This window comes from Lysinibacillus sp. NPDC056185 (genome assembly GCF_047737915.1).
Classification (GTDB): Bacteria; Bacillota; Bacilli; order Bacillales_A; family Planococcaceae; genus Lysinibacillus.
Window position 1 is genome coordinate 98,141 of the sequence record NZ_JBLLLQ010000015.1, and the last position, 19,555, is coordinate 117,695.

The window sequence follows — 19,555 nt, forward strand, 5'->3', positions numbered from 1 at the left end:
ACAATGCTAATTCTATTTTTAAGAGAACGGCTCGCTTGGATAGGCTTTTTCGCTTTTATCATCGTTATGATCAATGTTTTATTTTCTTTAGACGCTGGATTTGTGGGAATATCAATTTGGTATATGAATATTAGTGTGCTTATTAGTTTTATGGTCTTTCTTATTTGGCGATATATACTAGAAGTAAGGCAGCTAAAGGATTTCCTGGGAAATGTGGAAAGTCAACTCGATGATGTGCATAGCAATAGTATGTCGTTATCACCTTTTCAAACAGCATACCTGACGAAAATTGAAGATGTTTTTTACGACAAGAACACAGAGTTAAATCAAGCGAAGGTACAGCTGCAGGAATATTCGGATGAACTCCTAGCGTGGGTTCATGAAGTAAAGGCACCTTTGACTTCAATTAATTTAATGCTGGATCACGTAGAAGATTTGACACTACGTCGTAAATTGGAGACTGAGTGGTTAAGACTACATTTATTAGTTGATCAGCAGCTGCACCAAACACGTTTAGCTTCTATTGAAAAAGATAATTATATGTCAGAGGTCGAGTTAAGAACTGTGGTCTATAAGGAAATAAGAGCTATGCAGGCATGGTGTATTGAAAAAGGTATTGGTTTCGATGTTGCAGAGTTAACAGAGGCAGTGATGACGGATGGTAAATGGTTAGCCTTTATAATCCGACAAATTCTGTCTAATGCCATTAAATATAGTCCTACAAACTCAGAGGTATCGATTTTTACGGAAGTAGATGTAACTGGAGCAACACTACTACATATAAAAGATGCAGGTGTTGGCATTCGTAAGGAGGATCTACCTCGAATTTTTTATAAATCGTATACTGGGACAGCCGGAAGAGAATCAGCACAATCGACAGGTATGGGCTTATATTTAGCCTATAATGTGGCGCAGAAAATCGGTGTTCGTATTACTGTTCAATCCAGTGTTGGTGAAGGCTCGATATTTACATTGCGTTTTCCATTGCAAAATGAATATGTCAAACTAACAGGTAGATGACGAAATTGTCACCTACCTTTTTATATTGTCATGTAAAACGCACGAATTAACGACATAGACAGGGTACACTTGAACTATAGAAAGGGGCGTTTACAAGTGGCGGTTTTAATTGGTCGTAAAGTAAAAAAAGTATATGGTAAAAAATCAACAGCCCAAGAGGTGTTAAAGGGTATTGATGTAGAAGTGAATCAAGGTGAATTTGTTGGCATTATGGGACCTTCAGGCTCTGGGAAGACAACACTCTTAAATGTTCTGTGTTCAATTGACTTTGCAACTGAAGGTGTTATTGAAATAAATGGTCAAAACTTACGTGGTATGAAGGAGAAGGCGTTAGCTAATTTCCGTCGTGAACAATTGGGATTCATTTTCCAAGATTATAATTTATTAGATACACTAACGGTGAAAGAAAATATTTTACTACCATTAGCTATTGGGAGGCTACCAAAGGCTGTTGCAGAGAGCCGTATAAAGGAGCTTACACATTTATTAGGTATTGCTGAGATTTTAAATAAATATCCAAACGAAATATCAGGTGGTCAAAAGCAACGTACATCAGCGGCTCGGGCACTAATTACAAATCCTTCGCTTGTATTTGCTGATGAACCTACAGGCGCACTTGATTCAAAATCAGCTACTGCACTTTTAAAAAATCTACAAAGTATTAATGAGTCAAAAAAAGCAACGATTATGATGGTTACGCATGATGCAGTAGCAGCGAGTTTTTGTACACGTGTTTTATTTTTGAAGGACGGGCTTATTTATAGTGAGCTATATAAAGGAGATAAAACGAGACAAGCATTTTTTCAAGAGATCATGCATACGCAAAGTGTGCTAGGCGGTGACGGCTATGAGTCTTAGTAAACTCGTACTACGCAGTATGAAGAAAAATATGAAGCATTATTATTTATATTTTTTCGCACTTATTTTTAGTGTTACTTTATATTTTTCTTTTGTGACATTGCAAAATAATGCTGAAGTGTTGGCTACAGTAGACAAGAGCGGTACCGCCAAAGCGGGATTTGCTGCGGCAACCTATATGCTGTACTTTATTGTCTTGTTTTTCGTCCTATATGCCAACCATCTATTTATGAAGCGTCGCAGTAAGGAAATAGGCTTGTATCAGCTAATAGGGATGACAAAGGGGCTCATCGTACGCTTATTAGCGGTAGAAAGTATCCTCTTATTTGTAGGAGCAATCGTTTTAGGGATGCTTGCAGGGTTCTTTAGTTCGCGCTTATTTGCAATGATATTACTGCGGGTACTCGAAAAAGAGGCGCTTGTGACGATGACATTTAGTACAGAGGCATTACAGCAGTCTATCGTAGTATTTGCCATTCTACTAGTAATTGTACTTGTGCAAATGGCTTGGATGATTTATCGCGTATCATTACTATCATTATTCAGTGCTTCCAAGCAAGCCGATGAGCGCGTAAAGCGTTTCAACCCATTACAAATGGTTATTGGTTTTTTAGGACTTGTATTTATTGCATATGGCTACTATGCATCAACGAAGCTTTTCGATATTAACTCTCAGGGTAATTTAACGCTTAATATGATTATTATTTTAACAACTACCATTGGTGGAACATTCCTTGTTTTCCGTTTCTCTGTAGCATTTATTATAAATTCAATTCGTCTTAAGAAAAATGGACATTTAACTGTCCGTGATGTATTAGCATTAACACCGATTATGCATCGTATGAAAGGCAATGCGAAATCCTTAACGCTTATTACAGTTTTAACGGGTTTTTCACTTGGGCTTACAACTTTAGCATATATTTCGTATTATTCATCAGAATCGTCGGCATATAGCCAAGTGCCTGGTGATTATGTATTACTTGAAGATAAGGGCCAGGAATTTTTAAAGAAGCTAGAAGAAAATAATATTGCTTTTGATAAAAGAGATTACCGATTACAGAGTGTTTCAGCTTCGTTTACACAATTATTATCTGATAGTCAGCAAAATGAGGATAATCCCCTTTTTGGTTTAGATGGAATCATTTATACAATTCCACTTTCTGATTATCAACAATTAGTTCCTGAAGCTTCCGTTTCGGATAATGATGTTATATTAACAAACTATGGTGGTTATATGGCAGAGATGTTTCCGCTTGAAAAGGATCGTGATGTAGTTGTCACACCAAGAGGTCCAGAGGGGACTAAGGAAGAAACGCTTCATGTTAAAGAGGTTCGAGATGAAAGTATTATAAGTGGTACTGTGACTTCTGGGCCGGGGGGGCCAATTTTTGTAGTTCCAGATGCACTGTTTGAAAAGTTAGCTGCTCATGATGTACCTGATATGTGGCAAAATCAAACTACTATAAATCTAAAGAATAAAAGTGATTTAGCTCTAGCAGAGAAATTATATATGCAATCAAATGGCGAAAACTTTATACAATCCTATGAAGAAGAGCGGAAGGTGAATATCGAAACGTTAGGAATAACGATATTTACAGTAGCATTTTTAGGCTTAGCGTTTTTAATGACAACAGGTAGTATTTTATACTTTAAACAAATGTCTGAGGCTGAAGAGGAGCGAGGTTCTTATACGATATTAAGAAAGATTGGCTTCGCTGAAAAAGATATTATGAAAGGCATATATATGAAACAAGCTTTTAATTTTGGTGTTCCATTAATAATAGGGCTGCTCCATAGTTACTTTGCTGTAAAGTCGGGCTGGTTTTTATTCGGCTCAGAGTTAACTGCGCCATTGTGGATAGCTATGAGCTGCTATATAGCGTTATACGCTATCTTCGCTATACTTTCCGTTGGCTATTATAAAAAAGTCATTCGTGAATCATTATAATAGGAAGAAACCTAAAAGCAGTATGATTATTTAAGATCATACTGTTTTTTTGTCGTTTAAATTAGGAAGATTATTATAGGGGCATAAAAATATCTTGACTTTCAATTATTAGACGGTTAAAGTTTAACGTATTAGTAATCTAGTGTACGAAAGTGAAGTGTTGAAATGAACGCAGTAATTGTGGCAGTAGCTGTCATGTTAATATTAAGCTTGCTCCGTATCAATGTTGTTCTTTCTCTTGTGTTGGGGGCCTTTGCGGGAGGTCTAACAAGTGGCATGGGCATTGAAGCAACTGTAAAATCATTTACAGAAGGATTAGGAGCAGGGGCAACTATTGCTTTAAGCTATGGGTTGCTTGGTGGTTTTGCTATCGCCATTTCAAAAACAGGAATTCCTGAATTAATGATTGCAGGGATTTTAAAGATATTAAATAAAAACGGTACAAGTAATCGAAAAGGTTTAGTAAAGGTTTTAATCTTCTTACTGATCTTTATGATGTCTATTTTCTCACAAAATTTAATTCCAATTCATATAGCCTTTATCCCATTATTGGTACCTCCACTTTTAAAAGTTTTAAATATGCTAGAGGTTGATCGACGAATTATCGCAACACTAATTGCTGTTGGTTTAATAGGAACATATAGTTTCGTTCCCGCTGGCTTCGGGGCTATATTCCAAGACATCGTTTCGACGCAAGTATCCAAGGCTGGTATGGAGGCATCTTCACGTGATGTACCAGTAGCAATGGCTATACCCGTTCTAGGGATGCTAATTGGGTTATGTGTAGCCTTTTTCGTTTACCGAAAGCCTCGACAATATCAAAATAACGATGTGGAGACAGAGTCTTTAAATGTAAATGTTAGTAAGTTTGTAATTGTTTCTACGACTGTGGCTTTAATTATCTCTCTATGTGCACAAATTTATACTGATTCGATGATTGTAGGTGCTTTTGCTGGCATTATGATTATGTATTTCACTGGTGCACTTAAATGGAAAGAAGCAGATGAGATTCTTTCCGAGGGAATGAAGATGATGGCCTTTATTGGTTTTGTCATGATCGCAGCAAATGGCTTTGCATCAGTTATTAACGCCACCGGTCATGTAGATAGCTTAATTAGTGGTTCGATAAACATTCTTCAAGGGAATACGAGTCTAGCTATATTAATTATGTTGGTCATTGGTTTAATTGTGACGATGGGAATCGGATCTTCCTTTGCGACGGTACCTATCATCGCGACCTTATTTGTTCCTCTTGCACAAGGGTTAGGAATGAGTCCTTTGGCGATTATTTGTCTAATAGGTACAGCAGGTGCTTTAGGTGATGCAGGCTCTCCTGCTTCAGATTCTACTCTTGGACCAACTGCGGGTTTAAATGTAGATGGACAGCATAATCACATTTGGGATACATGTGTGCCAACATTTATTTTTATTAACATCCCACTTATTATATTTGGCTGGATTGCATGTGTGTTTTTCTTATAAAGTAATAGAAAGAGCAGTTTCTAACTATTAGAGGCTGCTTTTTTTATTGTCATTATGAAATTATAGATTCTTAATGATGGCATAATTAAGTGCATCGTTTTCGTCTAGGATAAAGTGCATCATCTACAAATTGAGTTTCACCAGTGCTTTAGCGAACACGTTCTTGCAGCTGATTATTGTTAGAAATATTCGAAAACGTTGATATAACAACCTTATGTGTTGCAATGTTCATGGGAATTTTATATACTAGTAAACGGCTTAGATAAGCGAGAAATATTAGTAGTAAGAATATCTGCAACATTTAAAAGAATTTAGCGAAAAGCCTTGCTTATTCTTTTTTTATTGTGTATAATGTTGAATGTTGGTCTTTGACTGCGATGAAACGAGAGGTTGCCGACACACCCGGCCGCTTTGCCATGGCGGTGTGTGGGAAAATTTTCGTGGAGAATGTCTAGAAAATAGGCGAGAAGGAGGGAAAATAATGGCAAAACAAAAGATTCGTATTCGTTTAAAAGCGTATGATCACCGTATTTTAGATCAATCTGCTGAGAAAATTGTGGAAACTGCAAAACGTTCAGGTGCAAGTGTATCAGGTCCGATTCCACTTCCAACTGAGAAGTCTGTGTACACAATTCTTCGTGCTGTTCACAAGTATAAAGATTCTCGTGAACAATTCGAAATGCGTACGCATAAACGTCTGATCGATATCGTTAACCCAACACCACAAACTGTTGATGCGTTAATGAAACTTGATTTACCATCTGGCGTTGATATCGAAATCAAACTTTAATGGTAAAAAATATAACTTTTTTAAAACTTACAGGAGGTGTGACAAATGACTAAAGGAATCTTAGGTAGAAAAATTGGTATGACACAAGTTTTCGCTGAAAACGGCGATTTAATCCCGGTAACAGTTATCGAGGCTGCTCCAAACGTAGTACTTCAAAAGAAAACTGTTGAAACAGACGGCTACGAAGCTATCCAAGTTGGTTTTGAAGACAAGCGTGTTAAGCTTTCTAACAAACCAGAACAAGGTCACGTAGCAAAAGCGAACACTGCTCCTAAGCGCTTCATCCGTGAATTCCGCAACGTAAACGTTGGAGAATACGAAGTTGGTCAAGAAGTCAAAGTAGAAATTTTCGCAGAAGGCGATGTAATTGATGTAACAGGTGTTACTAAAGGTAAAGGTTTCCAAGGTGTAATTAAACGCCATGGTCAATCTCGTGGTCCTATGGCCCACGGTTCTCGTTACCACCGTCGTCCTGGTTCAATGGGTCCAGTTGCTCCGAACCGCGTATTCAAACAAAAGAAATTACCTGGTCAAATGGGTGGCACTGTAGTTACAATCCAAAACTTAGAAATCGTGAAAGTTGATGCGGAACGTAACTTACTACTTGTTAAAGGTAATGTTCCTGGTTCTAAAAAAGCTCTAGTTACAGTTAAAACTGCAATTAAAGCTAAGTAATCACCTAAGGAAAGGAGGAAACAGGAATGACAAAAGTATCTGTACTTAGTCAAACAGGTGCTTCAGTTGGTGAAATCGAATTAAACGATGCGATTTTTGGAATCGAGCCAAATGAAGCAGTATTATTCGACGCTGTAGTAGCTCAACGTGCTTCTCTTCGTCAAGGTAATCACAAGGTTAAAAACCGTTCTGAAGTTGCTGGTGGTGGTCGTAAACCATGGCGTCAAAAAGGAACTGGTCGTGCTCGTCAAGGTTCTATCCGTTCTCCACAATGGCGCGGTGGTGGTATCGTATTCGGTCCAACTCCACGTAGCTACTCTTATAAATTACCGAAAAAAGTTCGCCGCTTAGCTCTTAAATCAGCTTTATCAGCTAAAGTAGTAGAACAAAACTTCTTAGTTCTTGATGCTCTTACATTAGCAGCACCAAAAACAAAAGAATTCACAAAAATTCTTAAAGATCTTTCTTTAGAGAAAAAATCTTTATTCGTAACTGCTGACCTAGATGAAAACGTAGCATTATCTGCTCGTAACATCCCTGGTGTAACAGTTTTAACTGCAAATGGAATCAACGTTCTTGATCTATTAGGTCATGAAAAAGTTGTATTCACAAAATCTGCAGTAGAAAAAGTTGAGGAGGTGCTTGGATAATGGAAGCACGTGATATTTTAAAACGTCCGGTCATTACTGAGCGTTCTTCAGAACTTATGGCAGAGAAAAAGTATACTTTCGAAGTAGACACTCGCGCTAACAAAACTCAAGTAAAAGACGCTGTAGAAGAAATCTTTGGTGTAACAGTTGAGAAAGTAAACGTTCTTAACTACAAAGGTAAATTCAAACGCGTAGGCCGTTACGGTGGTTACACTAACAAACGTCGTAAAGCGATTGTTAAATTAACTGCTGATAGCAAAGAAATCGAATTATTCGAAATGTAATCCTTTATGGATTTATGATTTGAACAATCAAGAAGGAGGGAAACACAATGGCGATTAAAAAGTATAAACCTACCTCTAATGGTCGTCGTAATATGACGTCTTTAGACTTTGCGGAAATTACAACTAACAAGCCTGAGAAATCATTGCTTGAACCAACTAAACGCAAAGCTGGTCGTAACAACCAAGGTAAAATCACTGTTCGTCATCATGGCGGTGGACATAAGAAGCAATACCGTGTTATCGATTTCAAACGTGTAAAAGATGGCATTCCGGCTAAAGTTGCTACTATTGAATATGATCCAAACCGTTCTGCGAATATCGCATTAATCAACTACGCTGATGGAGCAAAAGCTTACATCTTAGCACCAAAAGGTCTAGAGGTTGGTCAAACAATCGTATCTGGTCCAGATGCTGATATTAAAGTAGGTAACGCATTACCATTAGCAAACATTCCAATGGGTACTACAATCCATAACATCGAGTTAAAACCTGGTAAAGGTGGACAATTAGTACGTTCTGCAGGTACTTCTGCTCAAGTACTTGGTCGTGAAGACAAATACGTAATCGTTCGTCTACAATCTGGTGAAGTACGTTTAGTGTTAGCTACTTGCCGCGCTACAATCGGTCAAGTTGGTAACGAACAACACGAACTAGTACACATCGGTAAAGCAGGTCGTAGCCGTTGGTTAGGTAAACGCCCAGAAGTTCGTGGTTCTGTAATGAACCCTAACGATCACCCACACGGCGGTGGTGAAGGACGTTCTCCAATCGGACGTAAATCACCAATGACTCCTTGGGGTAAACCAGCACTTGGTTACAAAACTCGCAAGAAGAAAAACAAATCGGATAAATTCATCATCCGTAGTCGTAAAAAATAAAGTGGTTAAACTACGGTTCTATGTGAGAGCCGTGGTGGAATCACGGAGGGAGGTTCCTACATGGGTCGCAGCTTGAAAAAAGGACCTTTTGTCGATGACCACTTAATGAAAAAAGTGGAAGCGCAAGAGGCTTCTGAGAAAAAACAAGTTATTAAAACTTGGTCTCGCCGTTCTACAATTTTCCCGACATTCATCGGTTTAACTATTGCTGTTTATGATGGACGTAAACACGTTCCTGTATACGTAACAGAAGATATGGTAGGCCATAAACTTGGTGAGTTCGCACCGACACGCGCTTACAAAGGTCACGGTGCAGACGACAAGAAAACAAGACGCTAATTTTGAGAGGAGGTAAATCCTAATGACACAAGCTAAAGCTATCGCTCGTACTGTTCGCATTGCTCCTCGTAAAGTCCGTCTAGTTGTAGACTTAATCCGAGGCAAGCAAGTTGGTGAGGCAGTTGCAATTTTACGTCATACTCCAAAAGCGGCGTCTCCAGTCGTTGAAAAAGTATTAAAATCTGCAGTTGCTAACGCTGAACACAACTACGATCTTGACATCAACTCTTTAGTAGTTTCTGAAGTTTTCGTTGATGAAGGTCCAACATTAAAACGTTTCCGTCCACGTGCACAAGGACGTGCAAGCGCAATTAACAAACGCACAAGCCACATCACGCTAGTGGTATCTGAGAAGAAGGAGGGTTAATCCGTGGGTCAAAAAGTACATCCAATAGGACTACGCGTTGGTATTATTCGTGACTGGGAGTCAAAATGGTACGCTGAAAAAGACTATGCAACTCTACTTCACGAAGACATCAAAGTGCGTAAATATATTGAAACGGCTCTTAAAGACGCTTCTGTTTCTAAAGTAGAAATCGAACGCGCTGCAAACCGTGTAAACATTACAATTCACACTGCGAAACCAGGTATGGTAATCGGTAAAGGTGGTTCTGAAGTTGAAAATCTTCGTAAATACCTTAGCGATTTAACTGGTAAACGTGTACACATCAACATTATCGAAATCAAACGTGCTGATCTTGACGCTCGTCTAGTAGCTGAAAACATCGCTCGTCAATTAGAAAACCGTGTATCATTCCGTCGTGCGCAAAAGCAAGCGATCCAACGCACAATTCGTGCTGGTGCAAAAGGAATTAAAACACAAGTATCTGGTCGTTTAGGTGGCGCTGATATCGCGCGTGCTGAACACTATAGTGAAGGAACTGTTCCACTTCATACTCTACGTGCTGACATCGACTATGCACACGCAGAAGCTGACACTACTTACGGTAAATTAGGCGTTAAAGTATGGATATACCGTGGTGAAGTTCTTCCTACGAAGAAATCTGTGGAAGGAGGCAAATAATATGTTATTGCCTAAACGCGTAAAATACCGTCGTGAACACCGCGGAAACATGCGTGGCGAAGCGAAAGGCGGTAAAGAAGTATCTTTCGGCGAATGGGGCTTACAAGCTCAAACAGCTAGCTGGATTACTAACCGTCAAATCGAATCTGCACGTATCGCGATGACTCGTTACATGAAACGTGGCGGTAAAGTTTGGATTAAAATCTTCCCGCACAAACCTTACACTAAAAAACCTCTAGAAGTCCGCATGGGTTCTGGTAAAGGTTCTCCTGAAGGTTGGGTTGCAGTAGTAAAACCAGGAAAAGTAATGTTCGAAATCGCTGGTGTATCTGAAGAGATCGCACGTGAAGCACTTCGTTTAGCATCACATAAGCTTCCTGTTAAATGTAAGATCGTAAAACGTCAAGAAACTGGTGGTGAATCTAATGAAAGCTAATGAAATCCGTGACCTTGCCACTTCTGAATTAGAATTGAAAGTGAAATCACTGAAAGAAGAGCTTTTCAACCTTCGCTTCCAATTGGCGACTGGTCAATTAGAAAACACAGCTCGTATTCGTGAAGTGCGTAAAGCAATCGCGCGTATGAAAACTGTTATTCGTGAAAGAGAAATCAGTGCAAATAACTGATAAAGGAGGTTTTCAAGTATGACTGAGCGTAATCAACGCAAAGTTTACACGGGCCGCGTTGTTTCAGATAAAATGGACAAAACTATTTCTGTTTTAGTTGAAACTCACAAAAAGCACAAGCTTTATGGTAAACGTGTAAAATACTCAAAAAAGTTTAAGGCTCATGATGAGTTAAACACAGCGAAAATCGGTGATATCGTACGTATCATGGAAACTCGCCCGCTATCAGCTACTAAACGTTTCCGTCTAGTTGAAGTTGTAGAAAAAGCGGTTATTATTTAATAACTATTTCGGAACAACCAATTTCCGAAGGGAGGTAACCTAAGTGATCCAACAAGAAAGTCGTATGAAAGTTGCTGACAACTCAGGTGCACGTGAAGTTCTTACAATTAAAGTCCTTGGTGGCTCTGGCCGTAAAACTGCTAACATCGGTGATATCGTTGTTTGTACAGTTAAGAAAGCAACACCAGGTGGCGTTGTTAAGAAGGGTGACGTTGTTAAAGCTGTTATCGTTCGTACTAAATCAGGCGTACGTCGTAAAGATGGTACGTACATCAAATTTGATGAAAATGCTTGTGTAATTATTCGTGATGATAAATCACCACGCGGAACTCGTATTTTCGGACCTGTTGCACGTGAATTACGTGACAGCAACTTCATGAAAATCGTTTCTCTAGCTCCAGAAGTTCTTTAATTTCATGACAGTGCCAATCAAGGAGGTGCGACAGCATGCATGTAAAAAAAGGTGACAAGGTTAAGGTTATCACTGGTAAGGATAAAGGCAAAGAAGGCGTTATTCTTGCTGCTTACCCTAAACAAGATCGCGTTCTTGTTGAAGGTGTGAACATCGTGAAAAAACACGTAAAACCTAACCAATTGAATCCACAAGGTGGTATTGTAAGCCAAGAGGCTGCAATTCACATTTCGAACGTAATGCTAATCGATCCTAAATCTGGCGAGCCGACTCGTGTAGGTTATAAAATCGAAAACGGTAAAAAAGTTCGTGTTGCAAAAAAATCAGGTGCAGTAATCGACTAATTTCTATAAAAGAAGGGAGGTACACAAATGAGCCGCCTAAAAGAAAAATATTTAAATGAAGTTTCTCCTGCTCTTATGAGCAAGTTTGGATATAAATCAGTTATGCAATTGCCGAAAGTTGAGAAAATCGTTATCAACATGGGTGTTGGTGACGCAGTTCAAAACTCAAAAGCATTAGACGCAGCTGTAGAAGAATTAACAATTATCACTGGTCAAAAACCAGTTGTAACTAAAGCAAAAAAATCGATTGCAGGTTTCCGTCTACGTGAAGGTATGCCTATCGGTGCAAAAGTTACATTACGCGGTGAGCGTATGTATGAATTCTTGGACAAATTAATCTCAATTTCACTACCTCGTGTACGTGACTTCCGTGGTGTTTCTAAAAAAGCATTCGATGGTCGCGGTAACTACACTTTAGGTGTTAAAGAGCAATTAATTTTCCCAGAAATCGATTACGATAAAGTTTCAAAAGTACGCGGTATGGACATCGTGATCGTAACGACAGCGAATTCTGATGAAGAAGCTCGCGAGTTATTGACACAATTCGGTATGCCGTTCCAAAAGTAATTTAAACAAGGAGGGCGAAAACGTGGCTAAAAAATCTATGATCGTTAAACAACAACGTAAGCAAAAGTTTAAAGTGCAAGAATATACACGTTGTGAACGCTGTGGTCGTCCACACTCTGTATATCGCAAATTCAAACTTTGCCGTATTTGTTTCCGAGAACTTGCATATAAGGGACAAATTCCTGGCGTGAAAAAAGCCAGCTGGTAATCCCCTAATTTGGGAAGGAGGTAAATGTAATGACAATGACTGATCCGATTGCAGATATGCTTACTCGCATTCGTAATGCGAACATGGTTCGTCACGAGAAGTTAGAAGTACCAGCTTCCAACGTGAAAAAAGAAATCGCTGAAATTTTAAAGCGTGAAGGTTTCGTACGTGACGTAGAATACGTGGAAGACAACAAACAAGGTATCATCCGTATCTTCTTAAAATACGGTAAAGATAACGAGCGCGTTATCACTGGTTTAAAACGTATTTCTAAACCTGGTCTACGAGTATATGCAAAAACAAATGAAGTTCCTAAAGTACTGAACGGTCTTGGTATCGCTTTAGTGTCAACTTCACAAGGTTTATTAACAGATAAAGAAGCTCGCGCTAAACAAGTTGGCGGCGAAGTTCTAGCATACGTTTGGTAATTAGCAATAAATGAATGGAGGTGCAACTAAATGTCTCGTGTAGGTAAAAAAATTATCGAGGTACCAGCTAACGTAACTGTTACTGTTGCAGCTGACAACTCAGTTACCGTTAAAGGTCCTAAAGGCGAACTTGTTCGTTCTTTCCACCAAGATATGAAAATTGAGCAAGAAGGTAACGTAATCTCTGTATCACGTCCTTCTGACTCAAAAGAACACCGCACAAACCACGGTACAACTCGTGCGCTATTAGCGAACATGATTACTGGTGTTTCTGCAGGTTTCGAAAAATCATTAGAACTTATCGGTGTTGGTTACCGTGCGCAATTACAAGGTAAAAAACTTGTTCTTAACGTAGGTTATTCACATCCAGTTGAGTTCACACCTGAAGATGGTCTAGAAGTTGAAGTTCCTTCAAACACTAAAATCATCGTTAAAGGTATCAGCAAAGAACGTGTTGGTGCTCTTGCATCTAACATCCGTGACGTGCGTCCACCAGAGCCTTACAAAGGTAAAGGGATCCGTTATGAAGGCGAATACGTTCGTCGTAAAGAAGGTAAAACAGGTAAATAATGCTGCTTAAGCATTAGAAAGGAGTGACCCTTGTGATTACGAAACAAGATAAAAATCAGGTTCGTAAAAAACGTCATGCACGCGTACGTTCTAAAATTTCGGGTACTGCTGAGCGTCCACGCTTAAACGTATTCCGTTCTAACAAGAACATCTACGCTCAACTTATCGATGACGTAGCAGGCGTAACAATCGTTAGCGCATCTTCTCAAGAAAATGGTTTTGAAAGTGCTGGTAGCAATGTTGATGCTGCAACTAAAGTCGGTGAAACAATCGCAAAACGCGCTACGGAAAAAAATATTACTGCTGTAGTATTTGACCGTGGTGGTTACTTATATCATGGACGTGTAAAAGCTTTAGCTGAAGCTGCACGTGAGAACGGTTTACAATTTTAATAAAAAGGAGGGACACATTTCATGAGTCGAATTGACGCAAACAAACTTGGAGAACTTGAAGAACGCGTAGTTACTATTAACCGTGTTGCTAAAGTTGTTAAAGGTGGACGTCGCTTCCGCTTCACAGCATTAGTTGTAGTTGGCGATAAAAACGGTCACGTTGGTTTCGGTACTGGTAAAGCTCAAGAGGTGCCAGATGCTATCCGTAAAGCTGTTGAAGATGCGAAGAAAAACTTAATCGAAGTGCCACGCGTAGGTGGAACAACTCCACACTTAGTGCAAGGTCGCTTTGGTGCAGGAGAAATCCTAATTAAACCTGCTGCTCCTGGTACAGGAGTTATCGCTGGTGGTCCAGTACGTGCCGTACTAGAACTTGCTGGTATTACTGATATTCTTTCAAAATCACTTGGAACTAACACACCAATCAATATGGTGCGTGCAACTATTCAAGGTTTAACTGAATTAAAACGCGTAGAGGACGTAGCTAAATTACGTGGTAAATCAGTGGAAGAAATATTAGGATAAGGGGGGAAAGATAATGGCTAACAAATTAGAAATCACCCTTACAAAATCTGTGATTGGTTCTAAACCAGCACAACGTAAAACTGTAGAAGCTCTAGGTTTACGTAAATTAAACCAAACTGTTGAGAAAGCTGACAATGCAGCAACTCGCGGTATGATTGATGTAGTAGCTCACTTAGTTACTGTAAAAGAAAACTAATTTTTAATTAACGAACAAGGAGGTGCCATCCAATATGAAACTTCATGAGTTAAAACCAGCAGAAGGATCCCGTAAAGTACGTAACCGCGTAGGTCGCGGTATCGGTTCTGGTAACGGTAAAACTGCAGGTAGAGGTCATAAAGGTCAAAACTCTCGTTCTGGCGGCGGTGTACGCCCAGGATTCGAGGGTGGTCAAAACCCTTTATTCCGTCGTTTACCGAAACGCGGCTTTACTAACATTAACCGTAAAGAGTACGCGATCGTTAATCTTGACACATTAAATCGTTTTGAAGATGGTGCAGAGGTAACAACTGCATTATTACTTGAAACAGGTTTAGTGAGCAATGAAAAAGCTGGAATTAAAGTTCTTGGAAACGGAACTCTTGATAAAAAGCTTACAGTAAAAGCTCATAAATTCTCAGCTTCAGCTAAAGAAGCAATCGAGAATGCCGGCGGAACTACTGAGGTGATTTAATGTTTCAGACGATCTCTAACTTTATGCGTGTTCGAGATATACGAAATAAAATCATTTTCACTCTTTTAATGTTAATCGTTTTCCGTATTGGTACGTTTGTACCGGTACCAAACGTTGACGCTAATGTATTAAAGGCAACTGATGAGTTCAGTCTCGTTGGTTTCCTAAATACTTTTGGCGGTGGTGCTTTGAGTAACTTCTCTATCTTTGCGATGGGAATTATGCCTTACATCACTGCTTCAATTATTGTTCAGTTATTGCAAATGGACGTAGTACCGAAATTTGCTGAGTGGGCAAAGCAAGGTGAAGTCGGAAGACGAAAACTTGCACAATTTACTCGTTACTTTACAATTATTCTTGCTTTTATCCAATCCTTCGCAATGTCATTTGGTTTTAACAGAATGTACGGCGGATCATTGATTAAAGAAGAAGGAATTTTAACATATGTTACGATTTCTATTGTATTAACGGCGGGTACAGCATTCCTAGTATGGCTTGCTGAACAAATTACTGCACATGGCGTTGGAAATGGTATTTCTATTGTAATTTTCGCAGGTATTACTGCGGCATTACCGAATGCCGTTAACCAAATCTATGCACAGCAAATCGAGGGTGCTGGGGATAAACTATTTATCAATCTAGTTATTCTTGGATTGCTTGTTTTAGTTATGCTTGCAGTTGTTGTTGGAGTTATCTACGTGCAACAAGCACTGCGTAAAATTCCAATTCAGTATGCTAAACGAGTTACTGGACGCAACCAACAAACAGGTGCTCAACAAACGCATTTACCGTTAAAAGTAAATGCTGCAGGGGTTATTCCGGTAATCTTTGCATCAGCGTTTCTGACGACACCACGTGTGTTAGCTCCATTCTTTGGTGAAGGTGCTGTAGCATCATTCATTGAACACTCGTTTAATAATGCTAATCCTGTTGGGATGGTTATTTACATTGTATTGATCGTCGCGTTCACATATTTCTATGCATTCGTACAAGTGAATCCAGAAAATGTGGCAGATAACTTGAAAAAGCAAGGTGCTTACATTCCGGGTATTCGTCCGGGTGAAAGTACGCAAACGTATTTAACAAGCGTGTTATATCGTCTGACATTTGTCGGTGCGATTTTCTTAACTGTTATTTCAGTAATGCCGATTATACTCATGAACATTATGAAACTACCTGCCACAGTGCAGATCGGTGGTACTAGTATTATTATCGTAGTCGGCGTAGCGCTGGAAACGATGAAACAGCTAGAATCTCAACTTGTTAAACGTCACTACAAAGGCTTTATGAAGTAATGTTGGTTTTTAGGGAACGTTCTATCGTTTCCTGAAATCAGCAAACCTTTTGTGGGAGGATTATTTCCGTATGAATATCGTTTTAATGGGTCTGCCAGGTGCTGGTAAAGGTACACAGGCAGATAAAATTGTTGAGAAGTACGCGATTCCTCATATTTCTACAGGCGATATGTTCCGTGCTGCTATTAAAGATGGTACAGAACTAGGCTTGCAGGCTAAATCGTTTATGGATCAAGGTGCTCTAGTGCCGGATGAAGTAACGATTGGTATTGTTCGTGAACGACTTGCTAAACATGATTGTGAAAAGGGCTTCTTATTAGATGGATTCCCACGTACTGTTCCTCAAGCTGAAGCTTTAGACAGCATTCTTGCTGATCTTGGTAAAGCTATTGAACATACAATTAACATCCAAGTTGAAAAAGATGAGCTAGTTGCTCGTCTATCAGGTCGTCGTATTTGTAAAACTTGTGGTACATCTTATCATCTTGTTTTCAATCCTCCAGCTGAGGAAGGAAAATGTGATAAAGATGGTGGCGAGCTTTATACGCGTGCGGATGATAATCCTGAAACGGTTGCAAACCGTCTGGAAGTAAATATGAAACAAGCACAACCTTTACTTGACTACTATGAAGTAAAAGGTGTGTTAACAAATATAGATGGACAGCAAGATATTAACAAAGTGTTTGCTGATCTTGATGCTCTATTACAGGGCAGCCGCAGCTGATACCCGGCTCCGGGCGCAGAATACTGCTTCCGCGGGAGGCATGCGGGAGCAACAACGAAACATAATTTTTTGAGAGTTGCAAAAGCATATTGTGCCCGGTATATATTTCTTTTAAAAAGTGCAACATTACTTTTGAAAGAGTATAATGGGTTTCGTGGAAGCATCTGTGTAACGGGTATGAATATCTCATCAAAGACATTCCGGTATTCGTGTAAACATGGGAGGTTCAGTTCCCTTAATGGTTCTGTATGTTCCGTGGATTGTGTGAAGCGAAACCAGACGAGCGTCTTTCAAACATCTCTCATACAATCCAAACATATGTTGAAACGAGGTTGCTTCTATAGTTGCAGCAGATATCCGTTTGATGTAACGATGAGAACTTTAATTTGCATATAGAGAGGAGACAGAGTAGATGGCGAAAGATGATGTAATTGAAGTCGAAGGGACAGTTGTTGAGACTTTGCCAAACGCGATGTTTAAGGTAGAATTAGAAAATGGACATGTGATTCTAGCACACGTTTCTGGTAAGATTCGTATGCACTTTATCCGTATTCTACCTGGAGATAAGGTTACTATCGAGTTATCTCCTTATGATTTAACTCGCGGTCGTATCACATACCGTTTTAAATAATCTTTTGCGCTCCGGACTACTAAGGAGGTTAGGTTAGATGAAAGTGAGACCATCTGTAAAACCGATCTGCGAAAAATGTAAAGTAATTCGCCGACGCGGTAAAGTAATGGTAATTTGTGAAAATCCTAAACACAAACAAAAACAAGGTTAATTCTAAAGGAGGTGCACAACGTACATGGCACGTATTGCTGGTGTTGACATTCCTCGCGACAAACGCGTGGTAATTTCATTAACTTACATTTACGGTATTGGTAAAACTACAGCTCAGAAAGTATTAGCTGACGCAGGTATTTCAGAAGATACACGCGTACGCGACTTAACTGAAGATGAGTTAAACAAAATCCGTGAACAATTAGACTCATACAAACTTGAAGGTGACTTACGTCGCGAAACTTCATTAAATATTAAACGTCTGATGGAAATCGGTTCATTCCGTGGTATCCGTCACCGTCGTGGTTTACCTGTTCGTGGTCAAAATACGAAGAACAATGCGCGTACGCGTAAAGGTCCTCGTAAAACAGTAGCGAACAAGAAAAAATAATCAGTAAAGGAGGTTCCTTCTTAACATGGCTCGTAAACAACAAACTCGTAAACGTCGTGTGAAAAAGAATATCGAATCTGGTATTGCACACATTCGTTCTACATTCAACAATACAATCGTAACGATTACAGATATGCAAGGTAACGCTGTATCTTGGTCAAGTGCTGGTGCTCTTGGTTTCCGTGGTTCACGTAAATCTACACCATTCGCTGCTCAAATGGCTGCAGAAACTGCTGCTAAAGCATCCCTTGAACATGGTCTGAAAACGTTGGAAGTAACTGTTAAAGGTCCTGGTGCAGGTCGTGAAGCTGCAATTCGTGCACTTCAAGCTGCTGGTTTAGATGTAACTGCTATTAAAGACGTTACTCCAGTTCCTCATAATGGTTGCCGTCCGCCAAAACGTCGTCGCGTGTAATGGGTGCGTCTCATATTGTATGAGAACATCATTTTTTGTACAGACTGTCTTGTGCAGATAATAAACGATACGTCATTGACGATCGAATCTATGATGGAAAGAACCTATACATTCGATGTTTTGAAGGAGGGTAAATAAAATGATCGAAATTGAAAAACCAAAGATTGAAACGGTGGAGATCAGCGAAGATTCCAAATATGGAAAGTTTGTTGTAGAACCGCTTGAACGCGGATATGGAAACACTTTGGGTAATTCTTTACGTCGTATCCTTCTGTCTTCATTACCAGGAGCTGCTGTCACTTCAATTCAAATTGACGGTGTTCTTCACGAATTCTCAACTGTAGAAGGCGTTGTAGAGGATGTAGCTTCAATTATTTTGAACGTGAAAAAACTAGCTCTTAAAATCTACTCTGACGAAGAAAAAGTTATTGAGATTGATGTAAAAGGCGATGGTACAGTTACAGCTGCTGACATTACACATGACAGTGATGTAGAAATTTTAAACCCGGATCTATATATTGCAACAATCGCTAAAAACGGTCATTTACGTATGCGTATGTACGCACAACGCGGCCGTGGTTACACTCCTGCTGATCAAAACAAACGTGAGGATCTTCCTATCGGCGTGATCCCGATCGACTCTATTTACACTCCAGTATCACGCGTCAATTTCCAAGTGGAAAATACTCGTGTAGGTCAGTCTTCTGACTACGATAAACTTTCTCTTGATGTGTGGACAGATGGTAGCATCGGTCCGAAAGAGGCGATTTCGCTCGGAGCAAAAATTTTAACCGAGCATCTAAACATCTTCGTTGGCATGACAGACGAGGCTCAAACAGCTGAAATCATGGTCGAAAAAGAAGAAGATCAGTCCATTTGAGAAGCGCCTTCGTGAGTGCTAACGCTTCCTGAGCATCATAAAATTTATAAACATTAAAATTTTCATTTTTTAAATCCTTCTGAATTTCTTCTAATT

31 protein-coding genes and 2 pseudogenes are annotated in these 19,555 nt (G+C 39.5%); all 33 read left to right on the forward strand.

Annotated features, from left to right (window positions below):
- Positions 1 to 3 precede the first annotated feature (3 nt).
- Positions 4 to 1,020: a sensor histidine kinase gene (locus ACMZ42_RS15455; RefSeq protein WP_415731962.1), complete on the forward strand. Its 1,017-nt coding sequence runs from the start codon at positions 4 to 6 to the stop codon at positions 1,018 to 1,020.
- 96 nt (positions 1,021 to 1,116) lie between these two features.
- A complete protein-coding gene (locus ACMZ42_RS15460; RefSeq protein ID WP_415731963.1) occupies positions 1,117 to 1,878 on the forward strand; it encodes an ABC transporter ATP-binding protein in 762 nt (253 codons plus the stop codon).
- Positions 1,868 to 3,826: an FtsX-like permease family protein gene (locus tag ACMZ42_RS15465; RefSeq protein ID WP_370077726.1), complete on the forward strand. Its 1,959-nt coding sequence runs from the start codon at positions 1,868 to 1,870 to the stop codon at positions 3,824 to 3,826. The genes ACMZ42_RS15460 and ACMZ42_RS15465 overlap by 11 nt, the downstream gene beginning before the upstream one ends.
- A 165-nt stretch (positions 3,827 to 3,991) precedes the next feature.
- Positions 3,992 to 5,308: a Na+/H+ antiporter family protein gene (locus ACMZ42_RS15470; protein ID WP_415731964.1), complete on the forward strand. Its 1,317-nt coding sequence runs from the start codon at positions 3,992 to 3,994 to the stop codon at positions 5,306 to 5,308.
- 481 nt (positions 5,309 to 5,789) lie between these two features.
- Positions 5,790 to 6,098, forward strand: coding sequence for a 30S ribosomal protein S10 (rpsJ, locus tag ACMZ42_RS15475; protein ID WP_004233624.1), 309 nt, complete (start codon positions 5,790 to 5,792; stop codon positions 6,096 to 6,098).
- Between the two features lie 45 nt (positions 6,099 to 6,143).
- A complete protein-coding gene (gene rplC / locus ACMZ42_RS15480; RefSeq protein WP_370077722.1) occupies positions 6,144 to 6,773 on the forward strand; it encodes a 50S ribosomal protein L3 in 630 nt (209 codons plus the stop codon).
- A gap of 26 nt (positions 6,774 to 6,799) precedes the next feature.
- A complete protein-coding gene (gene rplD / locus ACMZ42_RS15485; RefSeq protein WP_012296062.1) occupies positions 6,800 to 7,423 on the forward strand; it encodes a 50S ribosomal protein L4 in 624 nt (207 codons plus the stop codon).
- Positions 7,423 to 7,707, forward strand: a complete 285-nt coding sequence (rplW, locus tag ACMZ42_RS15490) for a 50S ribosomal protein L23 (protein ID WP_053482811.1) — start codon at positions 7,423 to 7,425, stop codon at positions 7,705 to 7,707. Before rplD ends, rplW begins: the two co-directional genes overlap by 1 nt.
- Before the next feature lie 47 nt (positions 7,708 to 7,754).
- Positions 7,755 to 8,585 carry a 50S ribosomal protein L2 gene (gene rplB / locus ACMZ42_RS15495; protein ID WP_036124661.1) on the forward strand — a complete coding sequence of 277 codons (831 nt, stop codon included), beginning with the start codon at positions 7,755 to 7,757 and terminating at the stop codon, positions 8,583 to 8,585.
- Positions 8,586 to 8,645: 60 nt separating this feature from the next.
- Positions 8,646 to 8,924 carry a 30S ribosomal protein S19 gene (gene rpsS / locus ACMZ42_RS15500; RefSeq protein WP_049662848.1) on the forward strand — a complete coding sequence of 93 codons (279 nt, stop codon included), beginning with the start codon at positions 8,646 to 8,648 and terminating at the stop codon, positions 8,922 to 8,924.
- A gap of 22 nt (positions 8,925 to 8,946) precedes the next feature.
- The gene (gene rplV / locus ACMZ42_RS15505; protein ID WP_004233639.1) at positions 8,947 to 9,291 is read left to right on the forward strand and encodes a 50S ribosomal protein L22; all 345 of its coding nucleotides are present in this window, start codon (positions 8,947 to 8,949) and stop codon (positions 9,289 to 9,291) included.
- A 3-nt stretch (positions 9,292 to 9,294) separates the two neighbouring features.
- Positions 9,295 to 9,948 carry a 30S ribosomal protein S3 gene (rpsC, locus tag ACMZ42_RS15510; protein ID WP_049662850.1) on the forward strand — a complete coding sequence of 218 codons (654 nt, stop codon included), beginning with the start codon at positions 9,295 to 9,297 and terminating at the stop codon, positions 9,946 to 9,948.
- 1 nt (position 9,949) lies between these two features.
- Positions 9,950 to 10,384 (forward strand): 50S ribosomal protein L16, encoded by a 435-nt coding sequence (rplP, locus tag ACMZ42_RS15515; RefSeq protein ID WP_010860599.1) that lies wholly within the window; start codon positions 9,950 to 9,952, stop codon positions 10,382 to 10,384.
- Entirely contained in the window at positions 10,374 to 10,574 is a 201-nt protein-coding gene (gene rpmC / locus ACMZ42_RS15520; RefSeq protein ID WP_049662852.1) for a 50S ribosomal protein L29, read from the forward strand. Before rplP ends, rpmC begins: the two co-directional genes overlap by 11 nt.
- Before the next feature lie 18 nt (positions 10,575 to 10,592).
- On the forward strand, positions 10,593 to 10,856 hold the full coding sequence (rpsQ, locus tag ACMZ42_RS15525) for a 30S ribosomal protein S17 (RefSeq protein ID WP_053482810.1): 264 nt from the start codon (positions 10,593 to 10,595) through the stop codon (positions 10,854 to 10,856).
- 43 nt (positions 10,857 to 10,899) lie between these two features.
- Positions 10,900 to 11,268 carry a 50S ribosomal protein L14 gene (rplN, locus tag ACMZ42_RS15530; RefSeq protein ID WP_004233650.1) on the forward strand — a complete coding sequence of 123 codons (369 nt, stop codon included), beginning with the start codon at positions 10,900 to 10,902 and terminating at the stop codon, positions 11,266 to 11,268.
- Positions 11,269 to 11,303: 35 nt separating this feature from the next.
- Positions 11,304 to 11,612, forward strand: a complete 309-nt coding sequence (gene rplX, locus ACMZ42_RS15535) for a 50S ribosomal protein L24 (protein WP_049662858.1) — start codon at positions 11,304 to 11,306, stop codon at positions 11,610 to 11,612.
- Between the two features lie 27 nt (positions 11,613 to 11,639).
- On the forward strand, positions 11,640 to 12,179 hold the full coding sequence (rplE, locus tag ACMZ42_RS15540; protein ID WP_004233654.1) for a 50S ribosomal protein L5: 540 nt from the start codon (positions 11,640 to 11,642) through the stop codon (positions 12,177 to 12,179).
- Positions 12,180 to 12,201: 22 nt separating this feature from the next.
- On the forward strand, positions 12,202 to 12,387 hold the full coding sequence (locus ACMZ42_RS15545; protein WP_004233656.1) for a type Z 30S ribosomal protein S14: 186 nt from the start codon (positions 12,202 to 12,204) through the stop codon (positions 12,385 to 12,387).
- A gap of 29 nt (positions 12,388 to 12,416) precedes the next feature.
- The gene (gene rpsH / locus ACMZ42_RS15550) at positions 12,417 to 12,815 is read left to right on the forward strand and encodes a 30S ribosomal protein S8 (RefSeq protein WP_008181717.1); all 399 of its coding nucleotides are present in this window, start codon (positions 12,417 to 12,419) and stop codon (positions 12,813 to 12,815) included.
- A 30-nt stretch (positions 12,816 to 12,845) separates the two neighbouring features.
- Positions 12,846 to 13,385 carry a 50S ribosomal protein L6 gene (rplF, locus tag ACMZ42_RS15555; RefSeq protein WP_323648588.1) on the forward strand — a complete coding sequence of 180 codons (540 nt, stop codon included), beginning with the start codon at positions 12,846 to 12,848 and terminating at the stop codon, positions 13,383 to 13,385.
- Between the two features lie 32 nt (positions 13,386 to 13,417).
- Positions 13,418 to 13,777: a 50S ribosomal protein L18 gene (rplR, locus tag ACMZ42_RS15560; RefSeq protein ID WP_323654727.1), complete on the forward strand. Its 360-nt coding sequence runs from the start codon at positions 13,418 to 13,420 to the stop codon at positions 13,775 to 13,777.
- A 21-nt stretch (positions 13,778 to 13,798) separates the two neighbouring features.
- The gene (rpsE, locus tag ACMZ42_RS15565) at positions 13,799 to 14,302 is read left to right on the forward strand and encodes a 30S ribosomal protein S5 (RefSeq protein WP_053482806.1); all 504 of its coding nucleotides are present in this window, start codon (positions 13,799 to 13,801) and stop codon (positions 14,300 to 14,302) included.
- 13 nt (positions 14,303 to 14,315) lie between these two features.
- A complete protein-coding gene (gene rpmD / locus ACMZ42_RS15570; RefSeq protein ID WP_323654726.1) occupies positions 14,316 to 14,498 on the forward strand; it encodes a 50S ribosomal protein L30 in 183 nt (60 codons plus the stop codon).
- Between the two features lie 34 nt (positions 14,499 to 14,532).
- On the forward strand, positions 14,533 to 14,973 hold the full coding sequence (rplO, locus tag ACMZ42_RS15575; RefSeq protein WP_323654724.1) for a 50S ribosomal protein L15: 441 nt from the start codon (positions 14,533 to 14,535) through the stop codon (positions 14,971 to 14,973).
- The gene (gene secY / locus ACMZ42_RS15580; RefSeq protein ID WP_402870005.1) at positions 14,973 to 16,268 is read left to right on the forward strand and encodes a preprotein translocase subunit SecY; all 1,296 of its coding nucleotides are present in this window, start codon (positions 14,973 to 14,975) and stop codon (positions 16,266 to 16,268) included. The genes rplO and secY overlap by 1 nt, the downstream gene beginning before the upstream one ends.
- Before the next feature lie 70 nt (positions 16,269 to 16,338).
- A complete protein-coding gene (locus ACMZ42_RS15585) occupies positions 16,339 to 16,992 on the forward strand; it encodes an adenylate kinase (RefSeq protein ID WP_370077713.1) in 654 nt (217 codons plus the stop codon).
- A 248-nt stretch (positions 16,993 to 17,240) separates the two neighbouring features.
- A pseudogene (locus ACMZ42_RS15590) lies at positions 17,241 to 17,318 on the forward strand (type I methionyl aminopeptidase); the annotation flags it as partial.
- Between the two features lie 86 nt (positions 17,319 to 17,404).
- Positions 17,405 to 17,623 (forward strand): translation initiation factor IF-1, encoded by a 219-nt coding sequence (gene infA / locus ACMZ42_RS15595; RefSeq protein WP_004233690.1) that lies wholly within the window; start codon positions 17,405 to 17,407, stop codon positions 17,621 to 17,623.
- Positions 17,624 to 17,660: 37 nt separating this feature from the next.
- A complete protein-coding gene (gene rpmJ, locus ACMZ42_RS15600; protein WP_000868344.1) occupies positions 17,661 to 17,774 on the forward strand; it encodes a 50S ribosomal protein L36 in 114 nt (37 codons plus the stop codon).
- 24 nt (positions 17,775 to 17,798) lie between these two features.
- On the forward strand, positions 17,799 to 18,164 hold the full coding sequence (gene rpsM / locus ACMZ42_RS15605) for a 30S ribosomal protein S13 (RefSeq protein ID WP_049662875.1): 366 nt from the start codon (positions 17,799 to 17,801) through the stop codon (positions 18,162 to 18,164).
- 25 nt (positions 18,165 to 18,189) lie between these two features.
- Positions 18,190 to 18,579, forward strand: coding sequence for a 30S ribosomal protein S11 (rpsK, locus tag ACMZ42_RS15610; RefSeq protein ID WP_053482801.1), 390 nt, complete (start codon positions 18,190 to 18,192; stop codon positions 18,577 to 18,579).
- Between the two features lie 139 nt (positions 18,580 to 18,718).
- A pseudogene (locus ACMZ42_RS15615) lies at positions 18,719 to 19,450 on the forward strand (DNA-directed RNA polymerase subunit alpha); the annotation flags it as partial.
- Between the last annotated feature and the right edge of the window lie 105 nt (positions 19,451 to 19,555).